The 19,279-nt window shown below is 64.8% G+C and carries 15 protein-coding genes and 1 pseudogene; 8 read left to right on the top strand and 8 right to left on the bottom strand.

The annotated features are described in order from the left end of the window. Positions 1 to 92 precede the first annotated feature (92 nt). Positions 93 to 167 (top strand): annotated as a pseudogene (gene pqqA, locus C0Z18_RS33725) (pyrroloquinoline quinone precursor peptide PqqA). Between the two features lie 42 nt (positions 168 to 209). On the opposite strand, the gene C0Z18_RS30725 reads toward pqqA, so the two are convergent. Further along, a complete protein-coding gene (locus tag C0Z18_RS30725; RefSeq protein ID WP_233217561.1) occupies positions 210 to 1,016 on the bottom strand; it encodes a YkgJ family cysteine cluster protein in 807 nt (268 codons plus the stop codon). A 202-nt stretch (positions 1,017 to 1,218) separates the two neighbouring features. Between C0Z18_RS30725 and C0Z18_RS30720 the strand changes: the two genes are divergently transcribed. Beyond that, a complete protein-coding gene (locus tag C0Z18_RS30720; RefSeq protein ID WP_102649227.1) occupies positions 1,219 to 1,809 on the top strand; it encodes a BPSL1445 family SYLF domain-containing lipoprotein in 591 nt (196 codons plus the stop codon). Here C0Z18_RS30720 and C0Z18_RS30715 read toward each other — a convergent pair. From C0Z18_RS30715 to C0Z18_RS33995, 6 genes are all read right to left on the bottom strand, one after another. Further along, positions 1,802 to 2,932 (bottom strand): 3-deoxy-7-phosphoheptulonate synthase, encoded by a 1,131-nt coding sequence (locus C0Z18_RS30715; RefSeq protein WP_102649226.1) that lies wholly within the window; start codon positions 2,930 to 2,932, stop codon positions 1,802 to 1,804. The genes C0Z18_RS30720 and C0Z18_RS30715 overlap by 8 nt on opposite strands. 146 nt (positions 2,933 to 3,078) lie before the next feature. Beyond that, on the bottom strand, positions 3,079 to 4,413 hold the full coding sequence (gene argG, locus C0Z18_RS30710; RefSeq protein ID WP_102649225.1) for an argininosuccinate synthase: 1,335 nt from the start codon (positions 4,411 to 4,413) through the stop codon (positions 3,079 to 3,081). A gap of 197 nt (positions 4,414 to 4,610) precedes the next feature. After that, positions 4,611 to 6,314: an FAD-dependent oxidoreductase gene (locus C0Z18_RS30700; protein WP_102649223.1), complete on the bottom strand. Its 1,704-nt coding sequence runs from the start codon at positions 6,312 to 6,314 to the stop codon at positions 4,611 to 4,613. A gap of 41 nt (positions 6,315 to 6,355) precedes the next feature. Next, the gene (locus C0Z18_RS30695; RefSeq protein ID WP_102649222.1) at positions 6,356 to 7,324 is read right to left on the bottom strand and encodes a threo-3-hydroxy-L-aspartate ammonia-lyase; all 969 of its coding nucleotides are present in this window, start codon (positions 7,322 to 7,324) and stop codon (positions 6,356 to 6,358) included. Between the two features lie 147 nt (positions 7,325 to 7,471). Then, complete coding sequence (locus tag C0Z18_RS30690) at positions 7,472 to 8,500, bottom strand: MerR family transcriptional regulator (protein WP_102649221.1); 1,029 nt, start codon at positions 8,498 to 8,500, stop codon at positions 7,472 to 7,474. 150 nt (positions 8,501 to 8,650) lie between these two features. Then, positions 8,651 to 9,136 (bottom strand): hypothetical protein, encoded by a 486-nt coding sequence (locus C0Z18_RS33995; RefSeq protein WP_233217560.1) that lies wholly within the window; start codon positions 9,134 to 9,136, stop codon positions 8,651 to 8,653. Positions 9,137 to 9,433: 297 nt separating this feature from the next. On the opposite strand from C0Z18_RS33995, the gene C0Z18_RS30680 reads away from it, so the two are divergent. The 5 genes from C0Z18_RS30680 (at position 9,434) to C0Z18_RS30660 (ending at position 16,377) form a co-directional block, all read left to right on the top strand. Then, positions 9,434 to 10,195, top strand: coding sequence for a DUF3348 domain-containing protein (locus tag C0Z18_RS30680; RefSeq protein WP_102649219.1), 762 nt, complete (start codon positions 9,434 to 9,436; stop codon positions 10,193 to 10,195). Between the two features lie 10 nt (positions 10,196 to 10,205). Next, positions 10,206 to 12,302, top strand: coding sequence for a DUF802 domain-containing protein (locus tag C0Z18_RS30675; protein ID WP_102649218.1), 2,097 nt, complete (start codon positions 10,206 to 10,208; stop codon positions 12,300 to 12,302). Continuing rightward, positions 12,299 to 12,946 carry an OmpA family protein gene (locus tag C0Z18_RS30670; RefSeq protein ID WP_102649217.1) on the top strand — a complete coding sequence of 216 codons (648 nt, stop codon included), beginning with the start codon at positions 12,299 to 12,301 and terminating at the stop codon, positions 12,944 to 12,946. The genes C0Z18_RS30675 and C0Z18_RS30670 overlap by 4 nt, the downstream gene beginning before the upstream one ends. Then, on the top strand, positions 12,939 to 13,640 hold the full coding sequence (locus tag C0Z18_RS30665; protein WP_233217559.1) for a DUF2894 domain-containing protein: 702 nt from the start codon (positions 12,939 to 12,941) through the stop codon (positions 13,638 to 13,640). Before C0Z18_RS30670 ends, C0Z18_RS30665 begins: the two co-directional genes overlap by 8 nt. Before the next feature lie 97 nt (positions 13,641 to 13,737). Beyond that, positions 13,738 to 16,377, top strand: a complete 2,640-nt coding sequence (locus C0Z18_RS30660) for a penicillin-binding protein 1A (protein ID WP_102649215.1) — start codon at positions 13,738 to 13,740, stop codon at positions 16,375 to 16,377. On the opposite strand, the gene C0Z18_RS30655 is transcribed toward C0Z18_RS30660, so the two are convergent. Next, positions 16,374 to 17,393, bottom strand: coding sequence for a substrate-binding domain-containing protein (locus tag C0Z18_RS30655; RefSeq protein ID WP_102649214.1), 1,020 nt, complete (start codon positions 17,391 to 17,393; stop codon positions 16,374 to 16,376). The two genes, C0Z18_RS30660 and C0Z18_RS30655, sit on opposite strands and share 4 nt — an antisense overlap. Positions 17,394 to 17,574: 181 nt before the next feature. Between C0Z18_RS30655 and C0Z18_RS30650 the strand changes: the two genes are divergently transcribed. After that, a complete protein-coding gene (locus C0Z18_RS30650) occupies positions 17,575 to 19,125 on the top strand; it encodes a glycoside hydrolase family 68 protein (RefSeq protein WP_102649213.1) in 1,551 nt (516 codons plus the stop codon). The last annotated feature ends 154 nt before the right edge of the window (positions 19,126 to 19,279 follow it).

Here is a 19,279-nt window from a genome sequence, read left to right as displayed (position 1 = left end):
GATGTGCTTATGCGCGGCATGCCCTTTGCTGCGTTCGTAGCGTCACGCAGCCGCGTGGCGATCGTTCTCTCCAACGACTGAAGGAGTTATTCATGCAGTGAACTACCCCCGGTTATACCGAGATGCGCTTCGGCTTCGAAATCACGATGTATATCGCCACGCGTTGAAGCGCGGTGGCGAAAAAGAGCGCGACGACGCCCCACGGGCTTTCAAGCGGCCGAGTCGCCGAACGACAAGTATCGGAACGATGAATTCGGCTCGTCGCCGACGAATTCACCGTGAGCGGCCACCGCGGCTAGCGCCGCAACGCTCGCCCGCCGATTGGATACCAAACGCCAATCGCCATGCGACGACTCCGGCTGGGCCGATACCGAATGATTTTCCGGCACGGAATACTTCGCCGCCTGCAAAGCGTTCAGCAATGAGCCGGCATCGGGCGAATGAACCACGAACCCTTCATTGGAGATCGCGGCACGATCGATTCCGAGCGCTCGGCATAGATGGGCTTTGGCGGCCACTTCGACGGCGTCGATCTGGCGAGATCGCTCAATGAGCTCCATCGTGACGGCATCGACGAGCCGGCCTGCTCGAACGAGTGCGGACGAGCCGTTGGCCCATGCGTCGGGGGGACACGCCTTATGGCGCGGTTCGAACTTCACGGAGGGATTGATTTCGGCCGGATAGATCCGGCACACGAGCGGCCGCTCGGGATAGATGCCGCAGCGCTTGTCCGGCAGCAGGTTTGGACAGGGTCCGGAAAACGCCGCGGCAACGATCACGGCCACCCGCACCGGCAACTCGCCGCTCGACGCCGCAAACGACCGGCGACGCTTGTGCGCCGCCCCGGTGTTTTCCGGCGGCGGCTCGCCGAGCCAGGGCATCGCCTCGGACAAAAGCTCGACCGTGCCGCCGCGCGACAGCCAGTCGATCGCCTCGTCGATCGTCAGCGGCAAACGCAAATCGTGGCAACACTTCGCACACTGCGTGCACGCAAAATCGACATCCACATCGTTCATCTTCGTCGCCAGGAAACGCCGCTAGCGTTCGATCGTAACCGATCGACCCCAGCCACGCCTTAAGCGCGGCTTAAGGCGATCGCGATGCCCTACCGCCGGAACTCGAACGCCATCCGATCTGTCTCTGCTTTACGCTCGCGGCAGAAAGCGCGCCTCACCGGCGCGAAGCCCCGACCGATTCGTTCGCTTCCGAGGAGAATCCATGCAACGCCGTCGCTTCATCGCCATGACCGGGGCCGTACTCGCATCGAGCGGCCTGTCTCTGACCGGATGCACCACCACGGGCCCTTCCGCATCGGGCACGCCCGCGGCCAACGCGGGCCGGCGCGCGACCATCGACTCCGATGTCGATGCGACGCTCACGCGCCTTTATTCGACCGTGAAAGGCTCGCGCGAGCTCGTCGGCAACGCGCGCGGCGTGCTGGTGTTTCCGTCGGTGATCTCGGCCGGCTTCTGGTTCGGAGGGCAGTACGGCCAGGGGTCGCTTCGCGTCGGCGGCCAAACGACCGGCTACTACAGCGTCGCGGCCGCCTCGTTCGGCCCGCAGATCGGCGCGCAGTCGAAAGCGATCGTCATGCTGTTCATGACGCAGGAGGCGCTGGACAAGTTCACGAGCAGCCAAGGCTGGGCGGCCGGCGTCGATGCGACCGTCGCTGTCGTGCGCATCGGCGCGAACGGCAACGTCGATACGTCGACGGCCACCGGCCCCGTCGAAGCATTCGTTCTGACGAATGCGGGACTCATGGCGGGCGTATCGCTCGAAGGCACCAAGATCTCCCGGCTCATCATTTGACGCTGAGCGCGCTGCGGCGGCGGCGCACCGCCTGCGCGAGCACTTCGAGCACGGGCTCGGTCTGGGCCCAGCTCAAACAGGCGTCGGTAATGGACACGCCATAGCGCAGCGGCACGCCGGGCTTCATATCTTGCCGCCCGGCTTCCAAATGACTCTCCACCATGACGCCGACGATGCGCCGCTCGCCACCGGCGAGTTGCTCGGCGATGTCGTTCGCCACGTCGATTTGCCGTTCGTGCGATTTGCCCGAGTTCGCGTGCGAGCAATCGATCATCACCTGCTCGCGCAAGCCCGCCGTCTCGAGCACCGCGCAACATTGCTCGACGCTCTGCGCGTCGTAGTTGGGGCCGTTCTTGCCGCCGCGCAAAATAACGTGCGCGTCTTGGTTGCCGCGCGTTTCGAAGATCGCGGCCATGCCCATCTTCGTCATGCCCATGAAGGCGTGATTCGCGCGGGCGGCAACGATGGCATCGGCCGCGATCTGAACGCGGCCGTCGGTACCGTTCTTGAAGCCGACGGGACAACTGAGTCCCGACGCGAGTTGGCGATGGCTTTGGCTCTCGGTCGTGCGTGCGCCGATCGCGCCCCAGGCGATGAGATCGGCGATGTACTGAGGACTGAGCAAATCGAGGAACTCGGTGGCCGCCGGCAAACCCAGACCGTTGACGTCGAGCAGCAACCGGCGCGCGGCGCGCAGTCCTTCGTTGATTCGGAAGCTGCCGTCCAGGCGAGGATCGTTGATGTAGCCTTTCCAACCCACTGTCGTGCGCGGTTTTTCGAAGTACACGCGCATGACGATCAACAGGTCTTCACGCAATTCGTCGGCAACGGCTTTCAGCCGGTGCGCATACTCGAGCGCCTGGTCGTGATCGTGAATCGAGCAAGGGCCGACCACGACCACGAGGCGGTCGTCGCGGCCATGCAAGATATTGCCGATCTCGACACGGGTGCGTTCCACGAGCGATTGGACCGCCGGCTCGACCGGCAACTCGTCTTGCAGCAGCGCGGGCGAGATCAGCGGACGCACCGCGCCGATGCGAACGTCGTCGATGCGCGTCGTGTCTTGCGTGGCGTCGGCAACGCCGACTTCTCTATCGTGGGTGGGATTATCGATGCTTCTCATAGCCGTTGCTCCGGGCGGCGGGCGAAGCCTCGATTATGGCATCCGCGGCGCCGCCGCAAACAACCGGAATGACCATCCCATGCAAGCGGCGCATGCGGCCGATGACCGCACGGGCCGCGCGAGCACGCGGCCCGGGTAAGGACGGGTTACTTGCCGTCGCCCTTGATTTGCGGCAATGCCGACGACTCGCCCGGCGTGAGCAGACCGACTTGCGAGTAGATGCGCAGCTTTTCGCGCGTGTCGGTGATGTCCAGATTGCGCATCGTCAGTTGACCGATACGATCGCGCGGCGAGAACGTCGACTGCACCTTCTCCATCGACAACCGCTCGGGCTGATAGGTCAGGTTGGGCGACTTCGTGCTGAGGATCGAGTAGTCGTTGCCGCGGCGCAGCTCGAGCTTGACTTCGCCCGTGATCGCGCGCGCGACCCAGCGTTGCGCCGTTTCGCGCAGCATGATCGCTTGCGGATCGAACCAGCGGCCTTGGTACAGCAGCCGGCCCAGACGGCGGCCGTTGTCGCGGTATTGCTCGATCGTGTCTTCGTTGTGGATACCCGTCACGAGGCGCTCGTAGGCGATGAACAGCAGCGCGAGCCCCGGAGCTTCGTAGATGCCGCGGCTCTTCGCCTCGATGATCCGGTTTTCGATCTGATCGCTCATGCCGAGGCCGTGACGGCCGCCGATGCGATTGGCTTCGAGCATCAACTCGACGGCATCGGCGTACTCGACGCCGTTCAGTGCCGTGGGACGCCCTTCCTCGAAGCGGATCGTCACTTCTTCCTTCGCCACTTGCACGTCGTCGCGCCAGAATGCGACGCCCATGATCGGGTTGACGATCTTGATGCCCGACTCGAGGCTTTCCAGGTCTTTCGCTTCGTGCGTGGCGCCGAGCAGATTCGAATCCGTGGAGTACGCCTTTTCGGCCGACATCTTGTACTCGAAACCCGATTGGCGCATGAATTCCGACATTTCCGCGCGTCCGCCGAGTTCGTCGATGAACTGCTGATCGAGCCACGGCTTGTAGATCTTCAGGCTTGGGTTGACGAGCAAGCCGTAGCGGTAGAAACGCTCGATGTCGTTACCCTTGTACGTGCTGCCGTCGCCCCAGATGTTGACGCCGTCTTCCTTCATCGCCGCGACGAGCATCGTGCCCGTGACCGCGCGGCCGAGCGGCGTCGTATTAAAGTAGGTGACGCCCGCCGTCGAGACGTGGAACGCGCCGCATTGCAGTGCCGCGATACCCTCGGCCACGAGTTGCGCGCGGCAGTCGATCAAACGTGCGCCGGCTGCGCCGTATTCGAGCGCGCGGCGGGGGATCGAATCGTAGTCCTCCTCGTCCGGCTGGCCGAGATTGGCCGTGTAGGCATACGGGACGGCGCCCTTGAGCTTCATCCAGTGCAGCGCGGCGCTCGTGTCGAGGCCGCCGGAAAAGGCGATCCCGACCTTCTGGCCAGTCGGGAGGTTTTCAAGAATAGTACTCATGAAGGAAACCGTTCAATCGAGGATGGAGGGTAAATCGAGCAAACCGGCCGGATGGCGCCCGCGCCCCGCACCCACCCCGGCGGGGGCGCAAGCGACGCGCAAAACGCTATTGTAGCCGGTGCGCGCGGCTGCGCCGGAATTGGCGGCGGTCCCGCTTGCCGCGGCGATCGGCGCGTGCGCCGAGCGAATCGGGCCGCTCAAGGCGCGACGCGAAGATAGGCGTGGATTTGACTGACGACAGCCGCGCCGTCGCCCACGGCGGAGGCGACGCGCTTCGTGGATTGGGCGCGCACGTCCCCGATCGCGAACATCCCGGGAATGCTCGTTTCGAGCGGGAATCCGGCGGTGCCGTCCGCTCCCGGCCTTCGATCGGCAAAGCCGGTCGGGACGAAACCGTTGCGGTCCAACTCGACACCGCTCGCGGCCAGCCAATCGGTTTTCGGATCGGCGCCGACGAATAAGAACAGATGCCGCGAAGCGATCGTTTCGAGTTCGCCGTCGTGCCGGATCACGACGCGAGCCAGCCCCGCTTCGTCACCTTCCAAGGCATCGAGCGTGCAGCCCGTGCACACCGTCACGTTCGGTAAGGCCGCGATTCGGTCGATCAAGTATTTCGACATGCTCGATTCGAGCGAGGCGCCGCGGATCAGCACGCGAACGCTGCGCGCGAAATTCGCCAGAAAGACGACCGCCTGCCCCGCCGAATTGCCCCCGCCGATCAATACGATGTCTTGGCCCTTCGCGAGCTTGGCCTCGATCGGGGACGCCCAATAGTAGATTCCGCGCCCTTCGAACCGGTCGAGGTTCGCGACCGCGGGCTTGCGATAGGCGGCGCCGCATGCCACCACGACCGTACGGGCGCCGATCGATTGACCGTCCTCCAACGCGAGGACGAATCGATCGTCTTGGCGCGTCACGCCGGCCACCCGGCTCGGAATGGCCAAATGAGCGCCGAACTTCAGCGCTTGTTGATAGGCCCTGGCCGCCAGCGCCTGCCCCGAGATACCCGTCGGGAATCCCAGATAGTTTTCGATTCGTGCGCTGGCGCCCGCTTGCCCGCCCGGCGCACGCTGATCGAATACGGCGACGGACAAGCCCTCGGTCGCCGCATACACCGCCGCGGCGAGCCCCGCGGGGCCCGCGCCGACGATGGCCACGTCGTAGACGCTTGCCGATCGAAACGAGGGCACCAGCCCGAGACACGTCGCCAAACGTACTTCGTCGGGGGCGCGCAGCACCGAGCCGTCGGGGCAGAAAACGAGCGGGAAGTCGTCCGCGTCGAAGGTCAAATCGCCCAGCAGCGCGACGGCCTCTTGGTCGTGGCGCGCATCGAGCACGGTCGATGGATGGCCGTTGCGCCGCAAGAAACCTTGCAGGGCAACCACGCGCCCATCCGCGCCGTCGCCGACGATGATCGGCCCGAGGCCTCGTTCGATGAGCCCCAGCCGCCGCAAAATCAGCGCGCGCATGATGTGCTCGCCCAATTGCGCATCGGCGACGATCAACGCGCGCAGCTTGTCGGGCTCGACCAGCAACGTCTCGCAATCCGTCTCGGCGACACCGTCGACGAGCGCCGGCTTGCCCGACAGTTGCGCCATCTCCGCCATGAAACTGCCGGGCTCGTGCTCGGCGACACGCGTCCAGTTGCCGGCCCGATCGCGCGAGCAGATGCGCACCCGCCCGCTCAGCAGCACGAATAAACCCAGCGCGACGTGTCCTGTTTCGAAAACGAAGTCGCCGGCTTTGAACGACATCGGCCGGGCAAAGCGCCGCAAGCTCGCGATTTCGGCGGCGGTCAGCTTCGGAAACATCTGGTGCTGCCGGTGTTCGAGCGACGAATACGGGAGTTCTTCCTCGGGCGCCGCCGGATTGGCGGGAGAAGCGAGCGCTGGGCTGCTCATGATGGGCCTCGGCCTGACTTCGTTGACGAAAAAAGCGTGGGCTACGCGGCCGTGAGCGCGCAGAAGCGCTCGAGGTCGATGTTGCCGCCGCTGACGATGACGCCCACCCGCTTGCCTTTGAGCGTGTCCTTCACATTGAGCGCGCCGGCCAGCCCGAGGCAGCCGGTGGGCTCCACGATCGTCTTCATCCGCTCGGCGAAGAATTTCATCGCGTTGACGAGGTCCGGGTCGGACGCGGTGAGGATGTCGTTGACGTCGCGTTTGATGATAGCGAACGTGTAGTTGCCGAGGTACTGCGTCTGTGCGCCGTCGGCGATCGTTTTGGGCGTGTCGATACGCACGATACCGCCAGTGCGGAACGAGCGTTGACCGTCGTTGCCGGCTTCCGGTTCGACACCGTACAAGACGCACTGCGGCGCGAGGGCCCGAGTGGCGAGCGCCGTACCCGACAGCAGCCCCCCGCCGCCGAGCGGGACGAACAGATAGTCGAGCGCGCCGACTTCCTCGAATAGCTCCTTGGCCGCGGTGCCTTGCCCCGCGAGTACGTCCGGGTGATCGTAAGGCGGAATCAAGGTCAAGCCCTGCTCGCTCGCGAGACGGCGCCCGATGGCCTCGCGATCTTCCTTGTAGCGGTCGTATACGACCACGTCGGCGCCATACCCTTTGGTGGCCGCCACCTTGGCCGCCGGCGCATCGTGCGGCATCACGATCGTTGCCGGGATACCGAGGATCTTGGCCGAGAGCGCGATGCCTTGAGCGTGATTGCCCGACGAAAACGCGACGACGCCCCGCCTGCGCTGCTCCGGCGAAAACTTCGACAGCGCGTTGAACGCGCCGCGAAACTTGAAGGCACCCATCCGCTGAAAATTTTCGCACTTGATGAACACCTCGGCGCCGGCCTGCTCGTTCAGCGTACGGGACGTGAGTACCGGCGTGCGATTGGCTACGCCGGCGATACGCGCGGCGGCCGCTTCGACATCGGCGTAGGTGGGGAGTTCGATGGAAGTCATTGGAAGGTTCGCGAGCGATAAGAGGTTGGCCGGCGCGGGTTCGAGCCGCACACCGGTTCGCCGTTGCCGTTGCCGGAAACGGCGATTCTGCTGCTTTCCGAGCCCGCAAGCAACCGTGCGCCGCCGTGACCTAGGCAGCGGCCGCCGTCAGCGGGACGGCGCGATCCGCTGCATCGCCTGACGAACGAACGTGAGAAGCGTCTCATCGGCCAATGTGCCCACCTGCAATTCCGGTTCGTTTTGCAGCGCCTCGCGAAATTTCCTCTGCGTGTTCGGATCGTCGCCCGCGTAACTTCGGAAGAGTTCGAACCAGCGCCGCGCGAGCGCCGCCCCTTCCGGTGAATCGGGCGTCAACCCGGCTTCGATCGCGTCGCGGACATCGGCCATCAACTGCGGCCACTCCATCGCTCTCTTGCCGTAATTGGCGCGCATGAAGCGAATTTCATCGGGCGACAAGTATTTCTCGTAGACCAACATCTTCGTTTCGGCGAACGCCCGCAGTACGTAGTCGCGCAACGCCGGCGAGATGCCGATGTGCGCCTGCATCGACGGCTCGCTATCGTGCATGCGATTGAGCTTCGCGAGCAGACGCGGATCGCCGTTCGTATCGCGCGCAAGCATGGTCATCCATCGCACCGATAGCGCGCGCGGCTTTTCGTCTTCGGGCGGCGTGCCGCCCTCCATCAAGGCGCGGGCCTCGTCGATGAGTTCGCTCCATTGCGTTTCCATCGCCTGACTGTCGTAGTACATCGGCAGGCGAGCCAGTTCGTCCTTGGAAAAGTATTTGTCGTACATGGTCATCAACTCCAACGTGGAGAGCCAATCGGCCAGCTCCGGCTCCTGGCCTTCCAGCAGCGTGCCGCGCAAGCGCACGAGATGCTCGCGCAGGCGCGCGGCCTGGTCGATTTGTTCATCGAGCATCGCGATTTGCCGTTCGACGATGGAGGCGAGTGGAGCGTTCGGCTGGGCGAAGTAAGCGCCGATCTCGGCGAGCGAGAGCCCGAACCGACGCAACGCGACGATCTGATGAAGCCGGGCGACGTCGCGGCGGTCGTACAAGCGGTAGCCGTTATCGGCGCGCGCCGAAGGCGTGAGAAGACCGATCTCGTCGTAGTGATGCAGCGTCCGGACGGTGAGCCCGCTCCGCTTGGCCAGTTCCCCCACTTTCAACAACATCCGAGCCTCCGTTCAAAGGCGCACGTTGGAGGCTAAGACCTTACGCTACGTGAGGGTCAAGGGAAAGGAACGCGTTGGCTGGAGTTGGCCGGCGTTTGCCGGTGCAGGCGGCTTGCCGGCCGGAACCGGGGGCCGGCCGGGTCGTCGCGCCTACCTCGCACAGGTGCTTTGGTCTTTGCCATCGTCGGCCAAGATGGGCCACGGAAGGGTCGTCTTCGAATCGTCCTGACCAAATAACGTCAGTTGTTTTCTGATCTCGTCGACCTCGATCTTCCAAAGATATCGCAGGCCGCAGACGCGGATGAGCTTCGGTTTGCCGATGCCATAGTTATGACTAGCAACACCGACCAAAAGAATTTCGCTTCGATTGTCATCGTAATTCAATGGCCAATATGTCAAATTAAAGTATTTTATCGTCGAGCAATCGAAGGATTCTTTCGGAGGACTACCATTATCTTTGTAGCAATCCGGTCTCGCCACACCGTTATTGACGGGAAAAGCATAGGGAGAATCGACGCGCGAGACTTTTACGACATCGGGAACATCGAGGTGTTCAGCATACGCGAGCATAGGGAACGACAAGACAACACAGACGAAAGATGCAAAGACGGAAAGCGATTTTATGACTTTTTTCATTTTCAATCTCCCGACGGTTCGTGATCCTTATTCAATCACCAAGAGCACAATACCGCGCGACCCCTTCGACGTAGCTATGAATAATTACAGGAAAGGGTGAAACACCGGGGGCGTTCGAAATGCGACGCGATCGCCCATGATGCTTCGCCCCACGGGTCCCAGATGCTGATCTTTCGAACGGCGATGCCCGGTTCGAACTCGAGCCCCGAACGCCGGCGGTTTTAATGGGTTTAAATGGGGCGCAGACCGCCCGGGCTCCGAGGCGTGTAAACTGCTGCCTTTTTTTGCGTTACGGCAATGGTGCATGCTCCCGGGCGGCGGGCCTTCAGCGGCCCGGCGCTCATTCGCTTACTCGCCCGTCTGACGGATGCCGGCTTTCCGGAATCCGACCAGCCGCTCGCCGACCGCCTGGGCCAATGGCTCGGTTGGACGGACGCCATCGCGTTATCCTCGGCGCTGGGCAGCAAACCGTCTTGCGCCGCGTCGCAAGCGCGCCCACCCGAGGGCGCGCACGACACGCTGTGCATGCGCGTGCGCACGTCGCTGACCGATGCCATCGACCGCGACGCGACGCTCTCGCCACGGCGGCCCGTTAGTCACGCCCGCAATCGCCGCGATCACGCGCCCGCCGAAGCGGCGCCCGAGTACGCGGCGTTTCGCCAGTCGTATCTGGCTTTGCAGGAGAACATGGCAAACGCGATCGCGAACCTGCGCACGGTGCTGCGCGGGATGCTCGCCGATCGAACGCCGGAGATGTCGCGGCTCGCGTCGGTGGACGCGGTGATGGAGCGCGTGCTCGGCGTGCGCGAGCACAATGCGCTCGCCGCCGTGCCGGGCTTGCTCGCCGCGCATTTCGAACGCCTGCGCCACGCCGAGTTGGCCGCGGGCGGGCACGCGCCCGCCGAAGCGCCGCCGGCCACACAAGCAGCGGATTCGCTGCTCAAAGACGGCCCTTGGCTCGATGCGTTCCGCAAGGATATGCGCGCCGTGCTGTTGGCCGAACTCGAAATTCGTTTTCAACCGGTGGAAGGGCTGCGCTCGGCCCTTCGCGCCTGCTAACCGGGACCGTATGTCCAGATTTCGCCTCGATCTTCTCGTCTTTCTCGCTGGGCTCGCCGTCGTCTGTTGGATCGGCGCGGGCTATGCCGGTTCGAACCCGCTCGCACTGGCCGTTACGTTGCTGATCTGCGTGTGCTACGTCGCGGGCGCGCTCGAATTGCGCCGCTACCATCAACGCACGGCGAGTCTTTCGCGCGCGGTTGCCGATCTCTCGGCGCTGCCCGCGAGCCTCGACGGCTGGCTCGAACGTCTGCCCCCCTCGCTGCGCGGCACGGTTCGGCTGCGCGTGGAGGGCGAGCGCGCGGCCTTGCCCGGGCCGTCGCTCACCCCCTACCTCGTCGGGTTGCTGGTCCTGCTCGGGATGCTAGGCACCTTGCTCGGCATGGTGACGACGTTGCGCGGCACCGGCGCCGCGCTCGACAGCGCGACGGATCTCGCCGCCATTCGCGCCTCGCTCGCCGCCCCGATCAAAGGTCTGAGCTTCGCCTTCGGCACGTCCATTGCCGGCGTTGCAACGTCCGCCATGCTCGGTCTGCTGTCGGCGCTTTGCCGGCACGAACGGCTCGACGCCGCCCGCCGGCTCGACGAACACATCGTCACGACACTGCGCCCCTATTCGCAAGCGTGGCGGCGGGAGGAGAGCTTTAGGCTGATGCAGCGCCAAGCGGATGTCATGCCCGCGCTCGTGGACCGCCTGCAAACGATGATGGGCGCGATCGAGCGCCAGAACGCGTCACTGCACGAGCAGCAGCTTGCGAACCAGCAAGCGCTGCATGCCAACATCGAGACGGCCTACGCGTCGCTTGCATCGTCCGTGGGGCGTTCGCTGCGCGATAGCGCGGCCGAGAGCGCACGCGGCGCAAGCGCGGCGATCGCGCCCGTCGTGCAAGCCACGATGGCCGGGCTTTCAAGGGAAATGACCACGCTCGGCACGACGGTCGGCCAGGCGGTCCAACGGCAACTCGACGCCCTGTCGGGCGGGTTCGAGGCGACCACTTCGACGGTTGCGAAACTCCACACCCAAGCCCTCGAAGAGCAGCAACGCCGCGGTGAAGCGCTGATCGAGCATCTGCGTGCCGCCCTCGAGCGCTTCGCGAATACCTTCGAACAGCGTTCGACGTCCTTGCTCGACGGCGTATCGACCCGTGTCGATGCGGGCGTCGGCGGCTTGACGGCCGCCTGGGACGCGGCGCTGACAAGACAAGAACAGGCCAGCGACACGCAGAGCGCAAGGCACGAGCAAGCGCTTGCCGCATCGATCGCCACGTTCGAGCAGCACGCCGCGGCACTCGTGCGCACGCTCGACGAATCGCATGCGCAATTGCAGCAGCAACTGGCCGCGCGCGACGAAGCGCGCCTACAGACATGGACCGGCAAGCTCGACGCCGTTGCCCGGTCGCTCAGCGACGAATGGCGCGCAAGCAGCGAGCAAACGGCGAGCCGCCAACAAGCGATCTGCGACACGCTGGCTCGCACCGCCGGCGAAATCTCCGCGCAGACGCAAGCGCACGCCGCCGAAACGATCGCCGAGATCGGACGCCTCGTCCAGGCCGCCTCGGAAGCACCGCGCGCGGCAGCCGAGGTGGTCGCGCAATTGCGCGAGAAGCTCTCCGACAGCATGGTGCGCGACACGGCGATGCTCGAGGAACGCGCCCGTTTGATCGACACGCTCGGCACGTTGCTCAACGCCGTCAACCATGCCTCGAACGAGCAGCGCAGCGCCATCGACGGGCTGGTCGCGACATCGGCCGACCTACTCGCGCGCGTCGGCACGCAGTTCTCCGGCACGATCGAGGCGCAAACGCGCAACCTTGGCACCGTCGCGGCGCAAGTCACCGGCAGCGCCGTGGAAGTCGCGAGCCTGGGCGATGCGTTCGGCGCCGCCGTACAGGAGTTCGGCACCTCGAACGAGCGGCTCGTCGCGCACCTGCAGCGAATCGAGGCGGCGCTCGATCGATCGCTTGCGCGCAGTGACGAGCAACTCGCGTACTACGTGGCGCAAGCGCGCGAAGTCATCGATCTGAGCATGCTCTCGCAAAAGCAGATCGTCGAAGATCTTCAACAGCTTGCCGCGCAGCGCGCATCGAACGGAGCCGAGGCGGCATGAACGACGAGATCGACGGCGGCGTCGAGCCGACCGCGCCGGTCTGGGCGGCCTTCGCCGACTTGATGTCGGTGCTCGTGGGGGCGTTCGTGCTGATCCTCGTGGGCGTCATCGGGTTGCAACTCGAGCTGTCGGCGCGGCTCGAGGATCAAGTGAAGCAGCGCCAAGTCGAAGCGCAGCGGCGCAAGACGCTCGAGCAAGCCCTCGCGGGACCGCTCGCGGCCGGGCGTGTGACGCTCGTCAATGGGCGCATCGGTATCAGCGGCAGCCTACTGTTCGCGCTGAACTCCGACCAGTTGCAGCCGCAAGGCCGCGATCTGCTGAAGTCGCTCGCAGGGCCATTGACGCTCTATCTGCATTCGCACGAAGAGATCCTGATGGTGAGCGGGTTCGCCGACGATCAACAGGTACGCGCCGGCAACCGCCGGTTCGCCGACAATTGGGAGCTGTCCGCCCAGCGTGCGCTAACCGTGACGCGCGCGCTGATCGATGCGGGGGTGCCCGCTTCGTCGGTGTTCGCGGCGGCCTTCGGCTCGCAGCAGCCGGTCAGCTCGAATGCGGACGACGCCGGGCGCGCCAAGAATCGTCGCGTGGAGATTGCACCGGTGCCCAAGCGCTCGGGCGCAACCGCGCAGCAGCATGAGTAGCGCCATGGGCGGCACGGGCGATATCGGCGAAGCGGGCTCGGCGCTCGAGGGTTGGCGCGCGCGCGGCGCCGACCGCGTGAACGTTACGCGGTTTCGCTTCATCGAGGCATTGGCGCGGCGCGCGCAAGCTTACGACGGCGACGTGCGGCGCGTATTGGACGCACGCGTGGCTGCGTTGGTCGCCGAATATGCCGCCGAGATCGAACGCGCAGGGGCCGCGGCGGACGCCGTCGCCACTGATGCCGGCACACACCCAAGCACGCCGCGCCGCGGCGCCTTGGCCGAACTCGCCGATCTATTGGCAGGCCGAGCAACCGACGCCACGGCAAGCGAAGCATCGATGGGGGCCGACGCGTTGGCCGCGCATCGACGCGAACGTTCGCCCGACCTGCCCATGCTCGACTATTTCCGTGAGACGTGGTCGAAATTCAGCACCGAGAAGCAGTTGCGTCAATCGCTCGAAACAGTGCCCGAAAACGCGGGCCCGCTCAATTCGAGCCATTTGGTGCATCGCTCCCTTTCGCTGATGCGCTCGGTTTCGCCCGGCTATTTGCAACACTTCCTCTCGTATGTGGAAGCGCTGTCGTGGATGGAACACCTATCCGGGCCCGCGCCGGCCGCGCCGACGGCCGTGGCCGCACAGGCGCCGCGTGCAAGCGGTGCGAAGAAGAGCACACGCGGTAAAGCCCGCTGACGATCGCGCCGGCGACCCGTTGCCCGATCGGGGGCGGCCTGTTTGATACCATGCAGCGTTTTTAGAACAGGCTCACGGCAGCGTGACGCACCGATTGATGACGACCGTACGTGATTTCTTGACGAGGTGGGCAGGCCGGATGACGCGGTTCGCGGCGATCTGCTTTCATCTCGCGCTGGCGCTGCTCGATCTGGCGGCGCAATCGATACGGTCCGCCGTGCGCGCGGCCTGGTACCACGTGCGGCACCCGACCCGGCGCGGCGTTTTGCTGACGCTCGCCACGCCGCCCGCGCTCGTCTTGCTGTACGTGATCGTGCTGATTCCGTTCACCCCCAGCATCAGCGACATCCGCAAGGCGCGCGTCGACCGGCCCGCGCAAATTCTCTCGGCGGACGGCAAGCTGCTGGCCGAATTCAAGCCGTCGAACCGCGAGTGGGTAACGCTCAAAGAAATCTCGCCGCACATGGTGGATGCGCTGATCTCGACCGAAGACCACCGCTTCTATCAGCACCACGGTATCGACTGGAAACGCACGGTGTCCGCCGCGATACACACGTTCGGCGGCAGCCGCCAAGGCGGCTCGACGATCACGCAGCAGCTCGCGCGCAACTTGTATCCCGATGAAGTGGGCCGCGCGCCCACCCTCACGCGCAAGATCAAGGAAGCGATCACCGCGGAAAAGATCGAGATGGCCTATAGCAAGGACCAAATTCTCGAGACGTATCTGAACACCGTGCCGTTCCTCTACAACGCGTACGGCGTCGAGATGGCGGCGCGCACGTACTTCGGCAAATCGGCCGACGAATTGGACATTCTCGAGGCCGCGACACTCACCGGGATGCTCAAGGGCAATAGCTACTACAACCCCGTGATCAACCCCGAGCGCGCGCTGCAACGGCGCAACATCGTGCTCGGCCAAATGGTCAAGTACGGCCGTCTCTCGCCTGCCGCGTACGACAAGCTGAAAACCAAGCCGCTGTCGGTCGATTTCGAGCGCCAAGTCGAGCCTCCTGGACCCGCGCCGCATTTCGCGCAGCAATTACGCAAATGGTTGATCGGCTGGGCCGATGCCAACGGCTACAACGTCTACTCCGATGGTTTGATCGTGCATACGACGATCGATTCGCGCTTGCAGGCGATGGCGACAGCGGCCGTCGCGCTGCAGACCAATCAGCTTCAGTCGATTGCGAGCGGGCAATGGAGCGGGCGCGCGGGGTGTTCGCCGTCGAACGAATTGTTCAAAACCTTCATGCGCGAATCGCCCGAATATCGCAGCGCACGCGACGACGGTCAGAGCGACGACGCCGTGCTCAAGCAACTCGGTTCCGACCGCGCGTTCATGCGCAAGCTGTGTCACGACAAAACGCAGGTCCAGGCGGGATTCCTCGCGATCGATCCTCGCAACGGACAGATCAAGGCGTGGGTGGGCAGCCGCAATTTCGCCGACGAGCCGTTCGACCATGTCCAGCAGGCGCGCCGGCAACCGGGCTCGACGTTCAAGCCCTTTGTGTACGGGGCAGCGTTCGCGGCCGGCGCCAAGCCGACGGATACGTTCGTCGATCAGCCGGTCGAGATCCCGCTGAAGGGCGGCGAGATCTGGCGCCCGACCGACGACGTACCGCCGAGCGGCAAACCGATGACGCTGCGCGATGCACTCGCCTATTCGCGCAACCGCATCACCGCGCAGTTGATCGAGCAAGTGGGCGCGGAGCGCGTGGCGCGTCTCGCGCGCGCGATGGGCGTGCGCGACAGCGAGCTCCAGCCGGTGCCCTCGCTCGCGCTCGGCACGAGTCCTGTGACGGTGAAAGAGATGGTGTCGGCGTATGCCACGATCGCCAACGACGGCGCCTATCTCGAGCCGCGGATGGTCACGAGCATCGACGACCACGACGGTCGCGTGCTCGCCCAGTTCGAGCCCGCTGCCCCTGAACAGGCGTTGCCGGCCGCGGCCGACCGGACGCTGATCGATGTCATGCGCGAGGTCGTCAATCGCGGCACCGGCGCCGCCATTCGCTCGCGTTTCGGGATTCGCGCGGACGTCGCGGGCAAGACGGGCACGACGCAGGACGACGCCGACGGCTGGTTCATTTTGATGCATGCGCAACTCGTCGCCGGCGCGTGGGTGGGATTCGACGATGGACGCATCGGGCTCGGCAATTACTGGGGCGAGGGTGCGCATAGCGCGCTGCCGATCGTCGGCGATTTCTATCAGCGCGCGCTGCGGGCACGGCTGATCGATTCGCGTGTCCGGTTCGACACGGAAGTGCAACCGAGCACGTTCGATGTGTTCCGCGAGAAGTTGCGCGCTTGGATCGCTTGGTTCTCGGGAAGCAAACCGCAACCGCCGGCGCGCCATACGCCGCCGCCCATGAAACCTGCCACGACCGCCCCGGCCGTACCTGCTTCCGAGACTGCGTCCGGTGCATCGGCCTTGCCTGCGCCGGCATCGGTGCCGTTGCCGGCGTCCGAGCCGCCGCTGATCGGCGTGCCCGCGAGCGGCGCGCCGACACAGGCCTCGGCACCGGCAGCAACGGGCACGGCGAATTCGAGTGCGGCCACGAGCGCGCCGCAGCTTGCACCGACCATTTTGCCTCCCTCGTCCGGCGGGCAACCCAACGGTAACGCGCGCGAGAGCGGCGGCTTCCCGCCGGCAGGCGCCGGATCGTCGCCAACGCCGACACCCGATACCCCCCAAACGCCGCCCTCGGGAGGCGATGCCGGGGGAAATGGAAACTAAACGCGAACGGGGCCGTCGGTGTTTCCGGCCTCGATCGTCGGCGCTTCCAGTTGTTGCCCATGCCGGCCATCGGCAAGTAGACGCAAAACGATATTCGCGAGCGCCCGCCCCGTCGCGCGCCCTGTCGGTTGCGCGACGGCCGTGACCCGATAAGGACGCGCGGCGTCCGGGGGCACGCCGTCATACACGATCAACGATATGTCTTGCCCCAGCCGCAAACCGCTATCGACGAGCGCGCGCAAGGCGCCGCCGCCCGCGATGTTGTTGTCGACGAGTAGTGCGGTCGGCGGCTCGGCCTGAGCGAGCAGCGACTGCGCGGCGCACAAGCCGCCATCGCGCGTGAACGGGCATTCGACGAGGAGCGCCGGGTCCGGTGCGATGCCGGCTTCGCGCATCGCCGAGAGAAAACCCATACGCCGCCCAGCCGCGAAATTCAGGGTAAGCGGCGCGCTGATCATGGCGATACGCCGATGTCCGAAGCCGATCAGCCGGCGCACGGCGTCGCGCGCTCCCGCCTCGTTGTCGAAATCGAACCAGGCATACGGTTCTGCGATACCCGTACGACCGTACGCCACGTACGGAAATGCGCTCGACTGCAAATACCGAATCCTTGGGTCGTCAACCAACGTGCGCGCGACAATCAGTGCATCGACCAATTTGCCGTCGACGAGCCTGCGGTAGGTCTTCAATTCCGCATTCGGCCGGGCAGCAACGATCACGAAATCGTACTGGTGCTGCGCAAGTTGTTCGGTGATCCCGGCTACCACTTCCGCGAAGCGCTGATCGCCCAGGTCGTCGCCACCGAACGGGTAGACGATGCCGATCATATCGGCCCGCCCCGTCGCCAGCCGCCGCGCGGTCGGATCCGCGACATAGCCCATAGCACGCGCTGCATCCTCGACACGCTGACGAGTCGCGGCACTCACGTCGTCATAGCCGTTCAACGCACGGCTGACCGTCGTGCGCGAAAGCCCAAGCGCATCCGACAGCGCCTTCAAATTCACCTTCCCGGTCATCGTTCGACCCTCGCCTCCGTCCGATGCCAATCGGCACCGGCAATAATTTCCACCCGGCAATCATTGCCGTCAAATAATTTTCTTTTGACGTCCAAACCGGTTTGAAATAGTATCCAAACCGGTTTGGACGTCAATAAACCTGCGCAGCATCCTTTTTACACCCTTCAAAGATCACGCCCCCATGACCCATCCTCCCGCTTTCCGCTCGCCAATCCGCAAACGTTTGCTAATCGTCGGCGGCGCAGTCGCCGGCTTCGCGGCTGCAGCGCACGCCCAAACGGTAGCCGGCCCCGCGCCCACGCCGCATACTCAGCAGGCCTACGATCCCGAGGGCAACTTCACGATGCGCTGGACGCGCGCGGATATCCGTCAGATCGTCGCGCAGTCGCACACCGCGGGCGCCGATAAGAACTCGCTGCCGAAGGCGCTGACGATGCCCGCGATCCCGCAAGACTTCCCGTTGATCAACTCGGACGTCTGGGTTTGGGACACCTGGCCGCTCGCCGATATGCGCGCGAACCAGCTTAGCTACAAGGGCTGGGAGGTCATCTTTTCGCTGACCGCGGACCCGCATGCGGGATATACGTTCGACGACCGCCACGTGCACGCGAGAATCGGCTTCTTCTATCGCCGTGCGGGCATCCCGGCCTCGCTTCGCCCCGCGAACGGCGGCTGGACCTGGGGCGGCCACCTGTTCCCCGACGGTGCGAGCGTCAAGGTGTTCGGCACCGCGCCCATGACCAACAACGCCGAATGGTCGGGTTCGGCGCGCCTCACGCACGGCGACAATGTCAGCCTGTATTACACGGCGACATCGTTCAACCGTTCCGCGCCCGGCGGCGCGGACATCACGCCGCCCCTCGCGATCATCACGCGTGCCGACGGCCACATTCATGCCGACGACAAGCACGTCTGGTTCACTGGTTTCGACGATCATGAAGCGCTGTTGCAGCCGGACGGCACCTACTATCAGACGGGACAGCAAAACAACTACTTCTCGTTTCGCGATCCGTTCGTGTTCGTCGACCCCGCTCACCCCGGCAAGACCTATATGGTCTTCGAAGGCAATACCGGCGGACAGCGCGGTGCACGCACCTGCACCGACGCGGATCTCGGCTATGCGTCGAACGACCCGTACAAGGAAGATCTGAACGCAGTCATGAATTCGGGCGCAGTGTATCAAAAGGCTAACGTCGGCCTCGCGGTCGCAACGAACCCGGCCCTCACCGAGTGGAAATTCCTGCCGCCGATCCTCTCGGCGAACTGCGTCGACGATCAGACCGAGCGGCCGCAGATTTACCTAAAGGACGGGAAGTACTACCTATTCACGATCAGTCATCGGACGACGATGGCTGCCGGAGTCGATGGTCCCGATGGCGTATACGGCTTCGTCGGCAACGGCATTCGTAGCGACTTCCTGCCGTTGAACGGCGGCAGCGGTCTCGTACTCGGCAACCCGACCGATTTCTCCGCACCGGCCGGCGCACCTTATGCGCAGGACCCGAATCAGAACCCGCGAGCGTTCCAGTCGTACTCCCACTACGTCATGCCGGGCGGTCTGGTCGAGTCGTTCATCGATGCGATCGGCCCGCGCCGTGGCGGCACGCTCGCCCCGACGGTGAAGATCGACATTAGCGGTACATCGACGGCGGTTGACGGCACATACGGCCGCGGTGGTCTGGGCGGCTACGGCGACATCTCCGCGAATCGGCCCGCGCAGGGCCCATGGTAAGCACAGCCGTCGACAACAAACGATAACGACGACCGCGGTCGTCAGCGCCGGCACCAAGCCGTAGGCGCACGTCTCGCACACGTGCGCCTTGTTTCTCCTTCACCGCGAGCCGCCGCGCCGAGCCGCGCGTGCGCGCTCGCCCCGCTTCGCCATG

It is taken from the genome of Trinickia dabaoshanensis, from assembly GCF_002879885.1.
In the GTDB taxonomy this organism is placed as follows: domain Bacteria; phylum Pseudomonadota; class Gammaproteobacteria; order Burkholderiales; family Burkholderiaceae; genus Trinickia; species Trinickia dabaoshanensis.
This window is presented reverse-complemented; position numbering and strand designations above follow the sequence as displayed.